The 16,859-nt window shown below is 33.4% G+C and carries 15 protein-coding genes; 6 read left to right on the forward strand and 9 right to left on the reverse strand.

Translation table 11 applies throughout. The features are described from left to right. Positions 1 to 116: 116 nt before the first annotated feature. Together HMPREF2706_RS08635 and cyoE are read right to left on the reverse strand one after the other, a co-directional pair. Entirely contained in the window at positions 117 to 578 is a 462-nt protein-coding gene (locus HMPREF2706_RS08635; RefSeq protein WP_002435338.1) for a DUF420 domain-containing protein, read from the reverse strand. A 25-nt stretch (positions 579 to 603) separates the two neighbouring features. Further along, positions 604 to 1,515, reverse strand: coding sequence for a heme o synthase (cyoE, locus tag HMPREF2706_RS08640; RefSeq protein ID WP_002435363.1), 912 nt, complete (start codon positions 1,513 to 1,515; stop codon positions 604 to 606). A 327-nt stretch (positions 1,516 to 1,842) separates the two neighbouring features. Between cyoE and HMPREF2706_RS08645 the strand changes: the two genes are divergently transcribed. Further along, the gene (locus tag HMPREF2706_RS08645; protein ID WP_002435308.1) at positions 1,843 to 2,751 is read left to right on the forward strand and encodes a COX15/CtaA family protein; all 909 of its coding nucleotides are present in this window, start codon (positions 1,843 to 1,845) and stop codon (positions 2,749 to 2,751) included. A gap of 213 nt (positions 2,752 to 2,964) precedes the next feature. Here HMPREF2706_RS08645 and HMPREF2706_RS08650 read toward each other — a convergent pair whose 3' ends face one another. The 3 genes from HMPREF2706_RS08650 to HMPREF2706_RS08660 form a co-directional block, all read right to left on the reverse strand. Further along, positions 2,965 to 6,414, reverse strand: coding sequence for a pyruvate carboxylase (locus tag HMPREF2706_RS08650; RefSeq protein WP_070862322.1), 3,450 nt, complete (start codon positions 6,412 to 6,414; stop codon positions 2,965 to 2,967). A gap of 358 nt (positions 6,415 to 6,772) precedes the next feature. After that, the gene (gene ftsW, locus HMPREF2706_RS08655; RefSeq protein WP_002435326.1) at positions 6,773 to 7,996 is read right to left on the reverse strand and encodes a cell division peptidoglycan polymerase FtsW; all 1,224 of its coding nucleotides are present in this window, start codon (positions 7,994 to 7,996) and stop codon (positions 6,773 to 6,775) included. A 335-nt stretch (positions 7,997 to 8,331) separates the two neighbouring features. Further along, positions 8,332 to 8,607 (reverse strand): Fpa/YlaN family protein, encoded by a 276-nt coding sequence (locus HMPREF2706_RS08660; protein WP_002435383.1) that lies wholly within the window; start codon positions 8,605 to 8,607, stop codon positions 8,332 to 8,334. Between the two features lie 144 nt (positions 8,608 to 8,751). Between HMPREF2706_RS08660 and HMPREF2706_RS08665 the strand changes: the two genes are divergently transcribed. Next, a complete protein-coding gene (locus HMPREF2706_RS08665) occupies positions 8,752 to 9,234 on the forward strand; it encodes a hypothetical protein (protein ID WP_023350458.1) in 483 nt (160 codons plus the stop codon). Between the two features lies 1 nt (position 9,235). Continuing rightward, a complete protein-coding gene (locus tag HMPREF2706_RS08670) occupies positions 9,236 to 9,445 on the forward strand; it encodes a DUF2197 domain-containing protein (RefSeq protein WP_030065216.1) in 210 nt (69 codons plus the stop codon). Between the two features lie 52 nt (positions 9,446 to 9,497). Here HMPREF2706_RS08670 and typA read toward each other — a convergent pair whose 3' ends face one another. Beyond that, on the reverse strand, positions 9,498 to 11,345 hold the full coding sequence (gene typA / locus HMPREF2706_RS08675; protein ID WP_030065215.1) for a translational GTPase TypA: 1,848 nt from the start codon (positions 11,343 to 11,345) through the stop codon (positions 9,498 to 9,500). 99 nt (positions 11,346 to 11,444) lie between these two features. Between typA and HMPREF2706_RS08680 the strand changes: the two genes are divergently transcribed. Further along, positions 11,445 to 11,636, forward strand: a complete 192-nt coding sequence (locus HMPREF2706_RS08680; protein WP_002435391.1) for a DUF5325 family protein — start codon at positions 11,445 to 11,447, stop codon at positions 11,634 to 11,636. 70 nt (positions 11,637 to 11,706) lie between these two features. On the opposite strand, the gene HMPREF2706_RS08685 is transcribed toward HMPREF2706_RS08680, so the two are convergent. Next, complete coding sequence (locus tag HMPREF2706_RS08685) at positions 11,707 to 12,537, reverse strand: inositol monophosphatase family protein (protein WP_002435395.1); 831 nt, start codon at positions 12,535 to 12,537, stop codon at positions 11,707 to 11,709. A gap of 175 nt (positions 12,538 to 12,712) precedes the next feature. On the opposite strand from HMPREF2706_RS08685, the gene HMPREF2706_RS08690 reads away from it, so the two are divergent. After that, the gene (locus HMPREF2706_RS08690; protein ID WP_070862323.1) at positions 12,713 to 13,324 is read left to right on the forward strand and encodes a YktB family protein; all 612 of its coding nucleotides are present in this window, start codon (positions 12,713 to 12,715) and stop codon (positions 13,322 to 13,324) included. Positions 13,325 to 13,460: 136 nt separating this feature from the next. Beyond that, positions 13,461 to 14,807: an Nramp family divalent metal transporter gene (locus HMPREF2706_RS08695; protein ID WP_030065211.1), complete on the forward strand. Its 1,347-nt coding sequence runs from the start codon at positions 13,461 to 13,463 to the stop codon at positions 14,805 to 14,807. A gap of 143 nt (positions 14,808 to 14,950) precedes the next feature. On the opposite strand, the gene HMPREF2706_RS08700 is transcribed toward HMPREF2706_RS08695, so the two are convergent. After that, complete coding sequence (locus tag HMPREF2706_RS08700) at positions 14,951 to 15,478, reverse strand: DUF4064 domain-containing protein (RefSeq protein WP_030065209.1); 528 nt, start codon at positions 15,476 to 15,478, stop codon at positions 14,951 to 14,953. Between the two features lie 120 nt (positions 15,479 to 15,598). Continuing rightward, the gene (auxB, locus tag HMPREF2706_RS08705) at positions 15,599 to 16,831 is read right to left on the reverse strand and encodes a lipoteichoic acid stability factor AuxB (protein ID WP_030065207.1); all 1,233 of its coding nucleotides are present in this window, start codon (positions 16,829 to 16,831) and stop codon (positions 15,599 to 15,601) included. Between the last annotated feature and the right edge of the window lie 28 nt (positions 16,832 to 16,859).

Here is a 16,859-nt window from a genome sequence, read left to right on the forward strand (position 1 = left end):
CTTCAACGCTAATTTATAGTTTTCTAGTTTAGTATTGTAGCTAAAATTAAAAAAACTGACAAAACCTACAATGAAGTTTTATCAGTATAGTTGAATAGAAAGAACGAATAAATAAATTATAGTCCTAGAGTTGCTTTAATTAATGAGGTTGTTTCTCCGCCTGGGTAAAGTACATACAATAGAATGTACACCGCCACGCCAGTAATTGCTGTGAAGAACCAAATAATCGATGCAACCGGTCCAATCTTTCTATGAATATTAAATTTATCATTAAAAGCTAAAATAATTTGTACTAATCCTAATACACCGCCAATAGTAGCTAAGTTGATATGGAAAACTAAAAAGATAGTGTAGTAGATTTTCACTGAATCTGGACCACCAAAGGCAGTATTCCCTATGAAAATTGTTCTACTAGCATAAATAATAAAGAAAGTTAATGCAAAAACTGCTGCCCATAACATGACTTTTTTATGTTTATCAATTTGACGTTTCCAAATTAATCTCCATCCAATAGCCACTAAGATTGCACTAATGACGATACATGAAGTACTTATCGTGGGTAAAATGGGTACGCTCATAAGTTTCATCCTTACTTAAGTAAATTTAGATCATTTTAATTAATGAAACGACAACAACAAGTACGAAAAATACAACTAAGTAGTTCAATGAATAAATGAACATTTTTGTCGCCCATTTTGTTTGGTCAGAATCTTTCTTAAAGGTAGTCAATCCTAATGCTAACCATCCTAGATTAAGTAATGTAGCGATGACTACAAATGTTACACCTAAGCCAGACAATAAGAATGGTAAAGGTAATAAGAATACTAACCAAATGAACATGCTAATTCTAGTGCGTTTAAAACCTTTAACTGATGGTAACATCGGAATATTAGCTAATGAATATTCGTCACTTCTTTTAATAGCAAGTGCATAAAAGTGAACGGGTTGCCAACAAAAGACAACTAAAAATAGTGCAATGGCTGCTAAGCTAATATTGCCATCGATAGCTACCCAACCAATTAAAGGTGGTACAGCACCAGGAAAACTTCCAACAACTGTATTCCAAGTTGTATGTCGCTTAGACCAAATTGAATAATAAGAAACATATCCTACAATACCTATTAAACCTAAAACGCCTGAAGGTACGTTCAATAGGAAAAGACTAGCTTCACCAATTAACATCATACCAAAGCTTAATATTAATAAGTTTCTATCTGAGATTCTATCGTTTACAGTCGGTCTACTTTGTTTACTAGGCATGATGCTATCAATATCTTGATCATAATAATTATTTAAAGCACATGCGCCCCCCATGATTAAAGTAGAGCCAACAATCATCAATAATATTTGAGGTATAGACGATAGGAAGGAATGGTTTGTCATTACAACTGCAAGCCATGCGCCTGCAAATGCAGGTATCAAGTTACCTTGAACGAGGCCCATTTTTATGATTTGTTGTAATTCTTTGAAGGTTACTCGGCCCGTATCCTGTGACAAAGTGTGTTCTTTGCTCATAGTTCCCCTCCTTGAATTTTTCATATAGTACAATGATATAGTATATTTTATTAAAAGACTAGGTTTTATAAAATTAAATTGTGACACTTTAGCGACATTATAAATCGTCGATTTTGTGACACAATTAAAAATGGTATTCTTGTTATAATGAGTTAAAAGCAAAAATATGTACATTAATTTAAAGTACTAAAATAACAAGTATCAAAACAATTTATATTGTCTTTTTTGTCTTATAATCACAATATGTGATGCAATAAATAACGTTAAAATGAATGACAAAAGATGGCAAAAAAATGCGTACTTTAATTAATGATGGGGTGTTTATCATTGTTTAGAAAGCAGAACCTTAAATGGTTAGGTGTTTTAGCTACGATTATTATGACTTTTGTTCAATTGGGTGGCGCCCTCGTAACTAAAACAGGATCAGAAGATGGTTGTGGATCATCATGGCCATTATGTAATGGTGCACTTCTTCCTCAAAATTTACCAATTCAGACGATTATTGAATTAAGTCACAGAGCTGTATCAGGTCTATCTCTTATCGTCGTGCTTTGGTTAGTCATTACAGCATGGAAGAATATTGGATATATTAAAGAAATCAAACCACTTTCAATCATTAGTGTTGCTTTCTTACTTGTCCAAGCACTAATAGGAGCCGCAGCCGTAATATGGCAACAGAATGCTTATGTTCTTGCATTACATTTTGGTATTTCTTTAATTAGTTTTTCATCAGTATTCGTAATGACTCTAATCATATTTTCTGTTGACCAAAAATATGAAGCTGATGAATTATTTATTAAGAAGCCACTGCGTACATTAACATGGCTGATGGCAATTATTGTGTACCTTACAATTTATACTGGTGCATTAGTAAGACATACTAAGTCGAGTCTTGCTTATGGTGCATGGCCAGTGCCATTTAATGATATTGTGCCACATAATGCGCATGATTGGGTACAATTCGCCCATAGAGGTATGGCATTTATCACATTTATGTGGATTATGTTCACATTTATTCATGCTATTAAAAATTATTCTGACAATCGCACAGTACGTTATGGTTATACTGCTGCATTTATTTTAGTTATTTTACAAGTTATTACAGGTGCGCTATCTGTTATAACAAATGTAAATTTAATTATTGCATTATTCCATGCATTATTTATCACATATTTATTCGGAATGATTGCCTACTTCATCTTATTGATGTTAAGAACAACACGTAGTATGAAATAGTATTACTATAAATTTTAACCTTCATTTCTAGGTTAAATGGAAAATACAACTTCATTTGCTACCCGCGCCCTTCAAGGATAATGAGTATAAGTTTACCTTGAAGGGCGCGTTCTGTATACCCACACATACGTCATACATTATTGCCAGCGTATATAAAAGCCCGCCCGATTGTGTAAACTTTTAATCATCACACAATCGGGCGGGTTTCGCATATTATGATAGCTTTTCTATTTCAATAAGTAGATCGCCGGTTGCAATGGCATCACCACTTACTACAGTAACTTGTTTAATTACACCATCAAATGGTGCTTGTATAGTAGTTTCCATCTTCATAGCTTCAGTAATCAACAATGGTTGATTTGCTTTAACTTCATCACCTACAGCAACTTTAACCTCAGTGACAGATCCAGGCATTTGAGCTCCTATATGGCTAGGATTAGTTTTATCAGCTTTAGGTTTCACATTAGCATTTGTCTTCACATTTTCGTCTTTAATATAAATTCGACGTGCTTGACCATTCATAGCATAATAAATTGTACGATTACCATTTTCATCAGGTTCACTAATTGTTTCGAGTTTAATTATTAAACGTTTACCCGTATCAATTTCTATTTCAACGGTTTCACCATTACGCATACCAAACAAGAAGGTCGGTGTATCAAGTAATGATAGATCACCATATTGCTCTTTTGTTTGAATATATTGGTTATACACTTTCGGATATAGGACATAGCTTATAACATCTTGTTCTGTCACTTCACCCTGTTGCTTTTCAGCTAACTCTTCACGAATCTCGTCAAAGTCAACAGGCTCTAAATATTCTCCAGGTCTCTCAGTAAGTGGTTGTTGACCTTTGAGAATAACTTCTTGTAATTTTCGATTAAACCCATTTACTGGCTGACCAATTTCACCTTTAAAGAATGAAACCACTGATTCAGGAAAATCAAGTTTATACCCATCGCTAAGTACTGATGATTCATCTAAATCATTCTGAACCATGTAGAGCGCCATATCTCCCACTACTTTAGAAGATGGTGTTACCTTAACTATATCACCAAATAAGAAATTCACTCTACGATACATATCTTTTACTTCGTCAAAGCGCCCACCTAAACCTAAACTTTTAGCTTGTTGACTTAAATTAGAGTACTGACCTCCAGGCATTTCGTGTTGATATATTTCAGTATTAGGTGATTTAATATCACTTTCAAAGTCAGCATAGTAAGGACGAACAGTAGCCCAGTAATGACTTAATTCTTCTAAACCTTCAATATCAGTTCTTAAGTTGCGTGGGAAACCATTGAGTGCATAATATAAAGAATTCGCACTAGGCTGACTTGTCAATCCACTCATTGAAGCAACAGCTGTGTCTATGATATCTACACCTGCGTCAATAGCTTGTTTATAAGTTAGCAAACCATTTCCACTTGTATCATGTGTATGGAGATGAATTGGTAAATTAACTGCTGCACGTAATTCACCGATTAATTCATTTGCTGCTTTTGGTTTCAGCAGTCCAGCCATGTCTTTAATTGCTAAAATATGGAATCCTTCTCTTTCTAATTCTTTAGCCATTTTCACGTAGTAATCTAATGTATAGATATTAGAACGTTCGACATTTAAAATATCGCCTGTGTAACAAATTGCACCTTCAGATATTTTACCTGCTTCTTGCACGGCTTCATTAGCAATTTTCATTTGATCGACCCAGTTTAATGAATCGAAGATACGGAAGACATCTACACCTGCGTTAGCACTCTCATGTACAAATTTCTTAATTACATTATCAGGATAATTTTTGTAACCAACTGCGTTAGATGCACGTAATAACATTTGGAACAAGACATTAGGTATTGCTTTACGCAATCTTTCTAAACGTTCCCAAGGATTCTCTTTTAAGAAATTATATGCCACATCAAAGGTTGCGCCACCCCACATTTCTAATGAAAAGCTATCTTTAAATACTTCAGCAGTTTTAGATGCAATATTCATCATGTCTTTCGTTCTTACACGAGTAGCTAATAATGACTGATGCGCATCTCTGAATGTGGTATCTGTAATGAGTACGTCTTCCTGTGCTCGTACCCAATCAGCAAGCCCCCTAGGTCCTTGGTCATCTAAAATTTGTTTCGTTCCAGATAATTGATTAATACGATCTTGAGATACTCTCGGGATTGATGTTGATTCGTAATCTGGTTTAGGACGCTGTTCCACATTAGGGAAGCCATTTATAGTTACATTCCCAATATATTCTAGTGTCTTAGTACCTCTATCAAGTGTAGGTGCAATATCGAATAATTCTGGTGTTTCTTCTATAAATTTAGTTGTATAATCTCCACTTCTAAATTTATCATTTCGCATCACGTTGATTAAAAACGGAATGTTGGTTTTAACTCCACGTATACGCATTTCTCGTAGTGAACGTTCCATTTTTTCTTCAGCTTGTTTATAAGAAAACGCATGTGTAGATAATTTAACCAATAGAGAATCATAATATGGTGAGATTTCAGCTCCTTGGAAACCATCGCCAGCATCCAATCTAACTCCAAATCCACCGCTCGAACGGTATGCGATGATTGTTCCTGAATCTGGCATAAAATCATTCAATGGGTCTTCAGTAGTAATACGACATTGAATCGCATATCCAAGCGTTTGAATATCTTGTTGTTTTGGCATAGCAATTCTATCACCAAAAAGTGACTCGCCATCAGCCACTAAAATTTGAGTTTTAACAATATCTATACCTGTGATCATCTCAGTAATTGTATGTTCAACTTGTACACGTGAATTGACTTCAATAAAGAAGAATTCATCACCTGAGACTAAAAATTCAACTGTTCCGGCATTTACGTATTTAATATTCTCCATCAACTGAATAGCTGCTTCACAAATACGTTCTCTTAAACTGTTTGATAATCCTACTGAAGGCGCAACTTCAACAACTTTCTGATGGCGTCGTTGTACCGAACAATCTCTTTCATACAAATGTATAATATTGCCTAGTTCATCACCAATAACTTGTACTTCAATATGTTTAGGATTATCAATATATCTTTCAATATAAACTTCGCTATTGCCAAAAGACTTTTCAGCTTCTGATTTAGCACGGTGGAAAGCATCTTCAAGTTCACTTTCTTCACGTACAATACGCATACCTTTACCGCCTCCACCACTAGTTGCTTTAATCATTAGTGGAAAGCCAGCTTCTTCTGCGAATTGTTTGGCTGCTTCAAAACTTTCAATAGGCCCATCTGTACCTGGAATAACAGGCAAATCGGCTTTAATAGCAGTTGTTCTCGCTTTGACCTTATCTCCAAACATATCTAAATGTTCAAGATGGGGACCTATAAATTTAATATTTTCTTCCGCACAACGACGTGCGAACTGTTCATTTTCACTTAGAAAACCATATCCAGGGTGAATCGCATCTACACCTGCACGTTTCGCTACCTCGATGATGCGTTCAATGTTTAAATAACTTTCAGCAGGTCCTAAATCACTACCAACTAAGTAAGATTCGTCTGCCTTATATCTATGTAATGAACTTTTATCTTCATTAGAATATATTGCTACTGTATTGATATTTAACTCTGCTGCTGCTCTAAAAATCCTGATGGCAATTTCACCACGGTTAGCAACAAGTAACTTCTTTATATGTTTCAAAAGCGAAGACACCCCTCGTATTTTTTGAATTTTCTAACTAATTAGATAATAAGATTTTATCTTAAATGATTGAATAATTCTATAGTAATTTACAAAGTTAAAGATAATTTAATTTTTTGTAACACTTTACAATGCAACAAAATGATCATGAAATTTCTCTACACTATCAAATCTATAACTTCAGATAATCTTATTATTATCGATAACATAATTTTATCATTAATAGTACATATGTGCTAGTTTAGAATAAATGCTTTACATTATTTTAATTTTTAAAATAATAAAAAAGACAATCTATAGTAGCTTGATCTCAACTTCTTGAAAATCATTTAACTATAGATTGTCTTTAATAACTTATTTAATTATAACGGCGTTTCATATCGATTTTACGTTGCTTTTGGCGTTTATCATCTTGTTTGATTTGTTTAGCAGTAATTAATAAAAGACCCATGGCAATACTCAAACTAATCATTGCTGAACCACCAAAACTAATAAATGGTAACGGTACACCTGTTAATGGGATTGTAGCTGAAATACCACCGATATTAACAAATGTTTGGCTTCCTATATAACTTGCGATACCGACGCAAACTAATTTGTAAAAATAAGAATTTGTTTTATTAGCTAATTGGAATGCTCGATATACAATGAAATATTCTAAAATAATTACTAATAAGCCACCCACTAAACCTAACTCTTCGCATATCACCGCAAAGATAAAATCAGTATGAGGTTCTGGCAAGTAACCCAATTTCATTATACTGTTACCTAATCCACGTCCAAATAGCCCACCATTACCTATCGCCATTAAGGAATTAGAAATATGATACCCTGTTCCTGATTCTTGTCCAAATGGATTTGTTAACGTACTAAAACGTGCTTCTAAATAACTAGGAACCATATGTAGTATCAACATAAACGATGCAATAATAACAAATCCTAAAGCTACTAATAATCCCCACTTCAACATATTCTGAACACCAATACCAGAATAGAAAATAATTGAGAAGAAGATGATTAGTATTAACATCGTTTGCCCAACGTCCTTTTGGAAAAGAACAAGAACCAGACACGTTACTACGAATAGAATTGGACCTAAGATTAACTTGATGTTCTGTCTTACTGCAGGCATTTTCTTTTCAATCATAAATGGTATGTAAAGAATGATGGCAATTTTTAGTAACTCTGATGCTTGTAGATTCATAAAACCTAAATTAATCCAACTCTTGGAACCATTGATATTTTTACCAATAACTAAAGTCAGTAATAGTAGTACGAAAATACCAATCATCATTCCTTTTTGAACATTAGGCTTCTTTAGGACTTTTACATTCATAATAAATGCCATAAAAAAGACTATAGCGAAACTCATAATAACGTATAAAAGTTGTCTATTATAAAAGTAAGTTCCTGCAACGGCTACACCACCAGTTAAAGTACCTTTAGTTGCAGCTACCATACTTGCGCTGTATACCATTACTAATCCAATCAAACACAGGAGTACGTATGTAATTAATAATGGATAATCGATAAATTTAGAAGTTTTTCCAATATACCGCATTATATTTTTAAAATTATTCATATACTAGATCATCCAATTCTAAATTTTTAAAGTTAATCACTTCGTTGACTTAATTCATTTATCTTCACTTTTTAAAAAGCTGTCTTACCTATTATATACTTGAACCCTTCAATTAAACAAATATTATTAGGTTAAGCATCAACTTATTTTATAGGATAAGCCTGAAACAAAAATGACTGAGAAAGATATCACGTTCAGATATCATCTCAGTCACTCATACGATGACGTATATGTACGATTAAGTCTATACGTTGTCGTAAATATATATGTTATTAACGCATTCATATTGACACTTTAAATACGTGCGTTATGCTAAATCTATTGGAAGTAAAACATTAAACATTTGTGAAAGCTTCATGTAATTTAGAAAGTTCTTTTTCTAATCTTAACATTAATTGCTTACCATCTTCTTTATCAACTAAACCAAGTTGAACAGCGAAATCAACCTCTTTTTGAAGGCCAAACATTTGAGTATCTAACACTTCTTCATAAAGCGGACAAGAAGGTAAAGTTAAGTTATCCATCTGAACTTTAATAAGATGTAAGATTCTATCAGCATCTTTATTCAACTGGTCATATGCCGCATTATTTAATTTCGATTGGTTAGCCATGACATACTCCCCCTATCATTTCAATTAATATCTTCACATTAGAAGTTTATCTTAATAGGTATTAAAAAGCAAGTGAATTTAAATTAAGTCACTATCATTTTATGTTAAAATAATTAAAGATAAAAAATGAGGGAGTGGGCATATATGATCCAAATTAAGGGTGCAGTTAAGTTTCCTATCTCTTTGGATAGTACAACTTGGATTTTCGATGACAGAAAAGTGAGTATCGATGATTTAGAACGTGGGGTTTTCGACGGTACTAGACCTGTTAACTTTGAAGATAACACTGAATGGAATCGAGCTATTTTAGAAGGACAAACCAATCCACCTACACTTGATTCAGAAATTAAATATAAAAAGCGTTCAGTTTTAGAAGGATCTTTCGTCATTAATATGACACCATTTTTCAAAAATGCTGAACCACACGATAAAGCAACAGCAATAAAACTTTATAATGATAATGATGCTATCGAAATACCAATTGAATTATTACCTTATTTATTCTTCCAATTCGCGAAAGATGGCAAACGATTATATAGCGACAATGCCGTTGATAGCTTTGTTTATGTGCCAGAGGATGGGTATACATATGAATTCAAATATGTAACTCATATAGAGGTGATTTAATGTGCTAGAAGTTCAATGTATCATTTGTGATACAAAAGTGTTTATTGATGAACAAACAGTTGAGGCTAAACGCTTAAGAAACAATCCTATTCGCACCTTTATGTGCGATGATTGTAAAAGTCGTTTAGATACACCTAAACAACGCAAACCACAAGTGATGGAAGACATTTCTAAAACAGAAAATCATTCAATCGATAAAGATGAATTATAAAAAAAGGTGCGACTTAAGTTACCCATAACTTAAGCCGCACCTTTTATCTATATTATTGATCTTCTTGCATCATTTGTTTAACGCGTTTTGCTTCTTTTTCACGTGCTGATTTGTTTAAGATTTTCTTTCTTAATCTAATATTTTCTGGTGTAACTTCAACTAATTCATCGTCATTGATAAATTGTAATGCTTCTTCTAGAGTTAAAATTCTAGGACGATTCATCGTTTGAGTTTGATCTTTCGTAGCAGAGCGCACGTTAGTTTGATGCTTCGCTTTCGTAATATTAACTGTTAAGTCATTTTCACGGTTATGTTCACCAACTATCATACCTTCATAAACTTCTGTACCTGGTTCCATGAAGTTTACACCACGGTCTTCTAAGTTAATAATTGCATATGATGTAGCTTGACCTTGGTCCATTGAAATTAAAGCACCGTTACGACGCCCACCTATTTGAGCTTTAACACGAGGTCTAAATTCTTCGAAAGTATGATTAATAATACCATAACCACGTGTCATAGACATAAATTCTGTAGTATAACCAATCATACCACGTGCTGGTACCATAAAGATAAGACGCGTAAGACCATTATCAGTAGTCATCATATCTAACATTTCACCTTTACGTGCACCTAGAGATTCAATTACTGCACCAGCGTTTTCAGAAGGTACCTCACATTGTACACGTTCAAATGGTTCGCTTAACACGCCGTCGATTTCTCTTAAAATAACTTGAGGTTTAGAAACTTGTAATTCAAAACCTTCACGTCTCATATTTTCAATTAAGATTGAAAGGTGTAACTCACCGCGTCCAGCTACAATCCAAGCATCTGGTTGGTCTGTTGGAGTAACTTTTAATGAAACGTCTGTTTCAAGTTGTTGCTCTAATCTTTCTTGAATTTGACGTGCAGTGACATAGTCACCTTCTCGACCAGCAAATGGTGAATTATTTACTCGGAAAGTCATTTCAAGTGTTGGTTCGTCAATACGTAACACAGGTAACGCTTCTTGATGATCATGAGGTGTCACAGTTTCACCAACATTGATATCTTCCATTCCTGACACAGCGATTAAGTCTCCAGCTTGTGCTTCTTCAATTTCTTCACGTTTTAAACCAAAGTAACCAAATATTTTAGTTACTCGGAAATTCTTGATTGAGCCATCTAACTTGATTAATGATACGTTATCTCCAACACGCATTTTACCTCTAAATACGCGCCCAACTCCAATACGTCCAACATAGTCGTTATAATCTAATAATGCGACTTGGAATTGTAACGGTTCATCTTGATTATCAATTGGTGCGGGAACATAATCAATTATTGTTTCAAATAATGATTGCATGTTTTCATCTTGCTTATCTGATTCAAGGCTTGCTGTACCGTTTACTGCTGAAGCATAAACAACTGGGAAATCTAACTGTTCATCATTTGCTTCTAATTCTATAAATAAGTCTAATACTTCATCTACTACGCCTTCAGGACGTGCAGCTGGTTTATCAATTTTATTTACAACTACTACTGGTTTTAAATTTTGTTCTAATGCTTTTTTAAGAACAAAACGAGTTTGTGGCATTGTACCTTCATATGCATCAACTACAAGAACAACACCATCAACCATTTTCATAATACGTTCAACTTCCCCACCGAAATCGGCATGGCCAGGTGTGTCTAAGATATTAATACGTGTGCCTTTATAATCAATTGCTGTATTTTTAGCAAGAATCGTAATACCACGTTCTCTTTCTAAATCGTTTGAATCCATTGCACGTTCGTCTACATGTTCATTTTCTCTGAAAATACCAGACTGTTTAAGCAACTCATCTACTAAAGTTGTTTTACCATGGTCAACGTGCGCAATAATCGCTATATTACGAACATCTTCTCTTAAATTAGTCATTTTATAAATTTCCTTTCTTGAGTAAACTCCCACTTTTAATTACAACTGTTTTATTATATCATATATTAGTGAAAAGATAAGTAAAAGGTGGGGTATGGGATGCAACAAAAAAAATCAAAAGGCATCTTCTGGATATTCTCTATTTTAGCAGTCATTTTCTTAGTATCTTTTAGTTTTGCATTAGGTGCTGCTAATGTTCCATGGATGATTTTAACATTTATATTACTCATTGCAACATTTGGCGTTGGTTTCACTGTTAAAAAGAAATACAGAGAAAACAACTGGCTGTAACATAGACATCTAACATTATAATGTTAGATCAACAAGTTAAAGCAGAGACGATTCAATGTCGTCTCTGCTTTTATTTTTCTCGTTTTCTACCAAATCGCTGTTCATGATGTTTAGCAATCGTCTCTTCAAATTCACTTAAATAGTTATTAAGGATCTCTCGATGAAGTTTTGCGTTAGCCATTAAAATAGAATTAGGGTGGTTCATTTCAAGTCTGTCCCCTAATAAGTTACTACCTACGCCTCCCACTTCATTCAATATCATTAAGCCTCCAGCAAAATCCCATGGTTGTAATCTTGGTGTAAGGTACGCAGCAAGTTGACCTTTAGCCACACTTATAATTTCTAATGCAGCACTACCATAAGCTCTTGCACTTCTAGCGTCCTCTACTATTGGTGCGAACACTTTTCCCATTATTGGTTTAGTTAACCAGTTAGGATTTATACCAATGATACTTGTTTTAAGTTCGGAATCTTCTAGTGGCTTTAATTGATGGCTATTTTCAAAGGCACCTTCACCAACTTTAGTGTGGTATAGAACGTCTCTCATTACATCATATACGAACCCAGCGTACGGTTTACCATCATGGTAAATACCAATTGATATCGCAAAATTTTCTTTTTGATGAACGAAGTTTAGCGTACCGTCTATGGGATCTATGACCCAAATGATGCCTTGTGTATCTTTTAAATTATGTCCGTGCCCTTCTTCACCTATAACTCGATGTTCAGGATAATTGTGATGAATCGTTTCATAAAGATAATTTTCAGTAGCCTTATCAACATTCGTGACTAAATCATTCGGATTAGATTTCATTTCTATATCCAGATCATCTTTCATCATATGACGAACTTTATTACCAGCCTCTAGTATTATTCCCTTTGCAAAATCATATAATGCCATCGTATCATCTCCTATTACTTACCATTATACATGATGTCATCTTCAAAATTATATTAATACACATAGATTTACCTTATTTTAAAGAATTCAAACGCCTAATTAACAAGCTTATACTTTAGGTTAGAAATCCTTAACTATGCTACAATATATGTAATCAATTATTAGGAGGCATAAAATGACTCAATATACATTTGCTCCAAAAGATTTTAAAGCTTTCGATGTCGAAGGTCTAGACAATCGTATGGAAGCACTCAATGAATATGTTAGACCTCAATTAAATAATTTAGGAACATACTTTGCAGATTATTTAAGTACTCAAACTGGCGAAGAGTTCTACCCTCATGTAGCTAAACATGCGCGTCGTAGTGTTAATCCACCTAAAGATACGTGGGTAGCATTTGCTCCTAATAAACGTGGATATAAGATGTTACCACATTTTCAAATTGGATTATTTAGAGACCAATTATTTGTAATGTTCGGCGTAATGCATGAGGCTAAAAATAAAGCCAATCAGATGAAAGTCTTTAAAAAGCATTTCGATAAAATTAAAAACTTACCTGAAGACTATAGTGTTTGCTTAGATCATATGAAACCTGAAAAGACACTTATTAAAGATATGAACGATGACGATCTTCACAAAGCTATTGATCGCGCAATTAATGTTAAGAAAGGTGAATTTTTCATAGCACGAGAAATTCAGCCTTCTGATCAAAGATTAAAAAGTGATAAAGCCTTTCTACAGTTTATTGAAGAAACATTTGATGCGTTTTTAAGATTTTACCAATAATACATCTTCATTTTTAAGCTTGAATGGAATGATTACAATTCTATTCAAGCTTTTTTATAGTCGCACAATATTTTTAGGTTGACCTAACTTTTTGTTTAGGTTAATATATTTTCATAAGATTTTAGGAGTGATATGATTGAAGTTAAAAGACGACAACTATGAACAACAACAAAGTTTAGACGAAATAAATAATACTATTCATTTTGACCATAAAAGTAGTGCAAGTCAGAAGTTTTTAGCATTTTTAGGTCCTGGTTTACTCGTGGCAGTAGGTTATATGGACCCCGGCAACTGGATTACATCCATGCAGGGTGGCGCACAATATGGCTATACCTTGCTATTCGTGATTTTAATCTCAAGTTTAGCAGCAATGTTATTACAAAGTATGACGGTTAGATTAGGAATAGCAACCGGTAAAGATCTTGCGCAAATGACACGTCATTTTTTAAGTAAACCTGTAGCTATCATATTTTGGATTATCGCTGAATTAGCCATCATAGCTACTGACATCGCAGAAGTTATTGGTAGTGCTATCGCGTTAGACTTAATTTTTGGTATTCCATTAATTGTCGGCGCCTTAATTACCGTATTCGACGTTTTCTTATTGTTATTCATTATGCGCTTCGGTTTCAGAAAAATTGAAGCCATCGTTGGAACATTGATATTTACTGTATTAGCGATATTTGTATTTGAAGTTTTTATATCTTCTCCACAATTAACTGATATATTGAATGGCTTTGTACCACATAAAGAAATTGTTACTAATCAAGGCATTTTATATATTGCTTTAGGTATTATTGGAGCGACAATCATGCCTCACAATTTATATCTACATTCTTCAATTGTTCAATCACGTAAATATGATCGACATGACAATGAAGAGAAAGCTCAAGCAATTAAGTACGCTACAATTGATTCAAACCTTCAATTATCTATAGCTTTTGTAGTTAATTGTTTATTATTAACTTTAGGTGCAGCTCTATTTTTTGGAACTAAAACAAATGATTTAGGTGGTTTCTACGATTTATATCATGCCTTAAAAACCGAACCCGTATTAGGCGCAACTTTAGGCGGCGTGATGAGTACACTATTTGCAGTAGCTTTATTAGCTTCTGGACAAAATTCTACTATTACAGGTACTTTGGCTGGTCAAATTGTGATGGAAGGATTTTTACGATTATCAATTCCTAACTGGTTACGTCGTTTGATTACTCGAGCGCTTGCAGTCATCCCAGTTATCATTTGTTTAATTATCTTTAAAGGCAACTCTGAAAAAATTGAACAACTTCTTGTATTTTCACAAGTATTTCTAAGTATCGCATTACCTTTCTCATTAATACCGCTTCAACTTGCTACAAGTAATAAAAAATTAATGGGACCTTTTATTAATAAAACGTGGGTTAATATTATTTCATGGATGCTAATTGTCATTCTAAGTGGATTAAATGTTTACTTAATCATTCAAACGTTCCAAGAATTATAAAAAAATTTATACAATATACTCATAAAAAGAAGCACAAAGATGAATCAATTAAAAATCATCTTTGTGCTTTTTTAGTAGATTAAGTATGTCGAATAATTTACATCTTTAAATAAATTACTTTAAAATTTCTACCCTTTTTAATCCTAATAAATGTATGGATCATCTTTCTTGTGATTTTTTAGTTCTTTGTCTGGATCCCATTCTTCATTATGTGATTGTTTGTTTTCATGATAATTATCGTTAAATTGTTCTCTATTATGAGATTGATTATAGTGTGTATGATTGTTGCGGTCTTTCTTTTTACTAAACAACATAATAGCAGCAATAATCCATAAAATCATTGCAATGAAATTCATAGTTATTAAACCTGTTACTGCAGCAGCTATAAGTAAGGCCCCTGCTAAATTTTTACGCCCTTTGATTGTTAAGGCTCCAAATATCCCTAATATTGTAGAGAATGCTAAAAATCCAATTGAAATCATCATTGAGGCTAACAAAATATCAGAGGATACATTTTGATTATTGCCATACATTTGTTTCATTATATCTTTATATTGTTGTTGATTTTGACCACTTTTCATTACTAAAAGTGATAAACAAGTTAATAATAAATATATAATACTTAAACCATTAGCTATCCATGCTAAGATAGTTTCTGTTTTTCTATTCATATTAGGCTACACTCCTCTTAGTTACATTCTTAAAACAATAATACTAAAAATTAGAACTTATAGCGAACACATAAAAAAAAGTGATTGACTTTTCATTCTAAGTCAATCACTTATATAGTGTTATTTATTTTCCGTGTCGTCTTTGTGTTCAACTTGGTTCTCTTGATTATCTTCTTGAGGTTTTTCACCTTGGAACATTTGACGACGTTCCTCGTAATTCATTCTCCGTTGATTGACTGCACTAGGTTGATTCTTTCTTCTTTCTTTCATGCGTTTATTATAAGCTTTTTTCTTTTCTCTTTTCTTCGCACGAATTTCAGCTTTTTCTTTCTTGCGTTGAGCCTTAAGTTCTCTAGGATCAACTTGAGGTTCTTGTGGCTCTTGGTTGTAAGCATAACCATCCTCATAACCGTAACTATCATCTTCATTTTGATAATAATCTTCTTGGAATTGTTCATCACGCTTAGCTTTTTTAGATTTCTTATTGTATTTCGCCTGTCTAGACATAATCGCCGGTTCTTCTTCTTCCTGCTGAGTGGACTTGTATTCACTTTCTACAGCGCGTTTTGGAAATTGAGCATATTTATCATCTGTCTCATCATAATTATGACTCTCTGACTCATCATTCATATAAGCGTCATGTTGTTGAGGTTCATATTGGTGCTCTGCTTCATAGGCTTCTCTTTGTTGACGTTCTTTTCTGCGTTTACGACGTGTGTTTCTATATTCTTTATTATCACGTGGTTGTTCGTAATCATCGTAATAACCGTGATTGTACCCATCTTCGTAATAGTCATTATGAGAGGTAGACTGTGGTCTACGTTTATCATAGTATTCATAATTATCATAGTATGGTTGTCCATAATCATCATTATAGTATGCTGGTACGGTTTCTACCCGATCTTTTCTAGCAAACATCATGATAGCGACGATAAAGAATAAAATTGGAATAATTAATGTGACAACTAATAATACCAATGGAATCGTAACTATAGCTGCTAATAGAAATAAGAAACCTGAAAGTATTCTAATATTCATTGAAATTAAAGCTAAGAATGAAATCAATAAACAAATGATGAAGTAAACAATGATAGCCCAAACACCATTTTGTAACCATATAACAAATTGAGTTGTACTTAAATCATTGTTACCTAAAATTTGTTGAACCAACTCATTATTATTTAATGAATTTTCTAAATTAGCAATCGATGTATCATTACTAAATGATACAAGTGCAATAAACATCGTTACAATCGTTAATATGAGTAAAAATACCCAACTAAACCAACCTAGTACTTTTTCAGTTAGCCGACCGACTGGACGCTTAATTTGTGTGTATTGCTCTCCTGACATCCGCTACAACTCCTTACTTTACTATCAA

It is taken from the genome of Staphylococcus sp. HMSC067F07, from assembly GCF_001837405.1.
GTDB lineage: Bacteria > Bacillota > Bacilli > Staphylococcales > Staphylococcaceae > Staphylococcus > Staphylococcus capitis.